Genomic DNA, 1611 nt, shown 5'->3' with positions numbered 1-1611 from the left:
AAGCGAGTAGGGAGTAGGGAGAATAAAGAGATTTGCTATCTATAGACAGTTGGGTTTTTTTTCATAACTAATTATCTGGACATGATATTAGATAATAGGAAGTTGGAATTTGAGTTCCCTGTAACTTACACTCTTTTAAATTAATATAAACTTCTCGAATTGCACATATTTAATCATATCATGTCTGTTTGTATTGCTTGTGTAAACCCAAGGGTGAATATCTACAGAAAATTGAAGTTTTTTTCTTGCTCAATAACCTTCTTCCTTCTTCCTTCTTCCCTATTCCTTCTTCAACGATCTTTGAGCTTTTCTACATAGCCCCACAAACTATAATCACGAGCCAACCAACCATGAAAAAAAGCCATCTGACTTGAATCTTCCTGCACTCTTTTATAACGATAAATAATTCTTTCATTAATCATTTGAAGAGCTGTATTTCGATTATTACCTTCTGCTAATGCTGACTTAGTAACAGCATCAAATATACCTGTTTGTGGTAATCCTAAAGCTTGTTGGAGAAAAGTTACTGAGTTATTAATACCAAAATTAACTGCAGTATCAAACATAACTACAGCTAGAGCAGGATGCATTGTAGCTGACTTACTATTATCCCAATAACCTTGATAAATTTCCATCAGTTCGGTATCAGACATTTGTGCAACATCTAAGGTTGGTAAACCACGTCTTCGCCTATAGGAATTATATTCAGTTTGCAAAATTCCTTTATAAGTTCGACCACCTTTATCTGCTGGATGATTACTAAATCCACCTTCAAAATATAGAGTAAAAGCTAGAGCTGTTTCAAATAATTTTTCTTCATATTTTTGTTCTGTTTGTGCTTGAGCAGGAATTTTATTATCGATAAAAATCGGGATTCCTACTGTCAAAATTAATGAAATAATTCCCAAAATTATTTGAGATTTAAATTTAATTTTTGCTTGAAGTTTATGCAAATTTTTTCCAATCATTGAATTTTTCCTTATTTAATATTAAATACCAAAATTAATACTACATTTATTATCAGCTTTAGGGCTGAAAGTTGAGGGAAATAGTCAAAGAGCAAGTTGATATGAAATACAAGTAATTATGCTATTTATGACTTTTCCTCTCTCCCCATCTTTATATCTCTTGATCAATTTCTATTTCATATTAGTTATCGCAGTACGCATTCAGATTAGCAAAGCTAAGAAATTTCCAAACATTACAGTTAAAAGTTTGACTATAGCTGAATGCTGAATGCTGATAACTATATCAAAATTAATGAAGTAATTCCCAGAATTATTTGAGATTTAAATTTAATTTTTGGTGGAAGTTGATGTGATTTTTTTCCAATCATTGAAATTTTCCTTATTTAATATTAAATACCAAAATTAATACTACATTTGTTATCAGCTTTAGGACTGAAAGTTGAGGAAAATAGTAAAATAGCAAGTTGACATGAAAGACAAGTAATTATACTATTTATGACTTTCCCTATCTCCCCATCTCTCTATCTCTTGATAAATTGATAGTCCTGCATAGTAATGGTATACAAAGAAAAGGGATACTTGTCACGGGAGCAAGATTCTCCCACTGTTCTAGTAACAAAAACAATGCAATGCACGACCATTA

General features: G+C 31.2%; 1 protein-coding gene. It reads right to left on the bottom strand.

The window, feature by feature from the left end; genetic code table 11:
- Nucleotides 1–290 precede the first annotated feature (290 nt).
- Nucleotides 291–968 (bottom strand): glycoside hydrolase family 108 protein, encoded by a 678-nt coding sequence (locus F6K13_RS32230; RefSeq protein WP_287241233.1) that lies wholly within the window; start codon nt 966–968, stop codon nt 291–293.
- Nucleotides 969–1611: the final 643 nt, after the last annotated feature.

The organism is Okeania sp. SIO2B9, assembly GCF_010672505.1.
In the GTDB taxonomy this organism is placed as follows: domain Bacteria; phylum Cyanobacteriota; class Cyanobacteriia; order Cyanobacteriales; family Microcoleaceae; genus Okeania; species Okeania hirsuta.
Note: the sequence above shows the minus strand (reverse complement) of the source record. Positions and strands in the feature narration are given on the sequence as shown.

Bases quoted from the DNA above. Each gene is read 5' to 3' on its own strand.
- F6K13_RS32230 (WP_287241233.1), bottom strand. From the start codon at position 968: ATGATTGGAAAAAATTTGCATAAACTTCAAGCAAAAATTAAATTTAAA.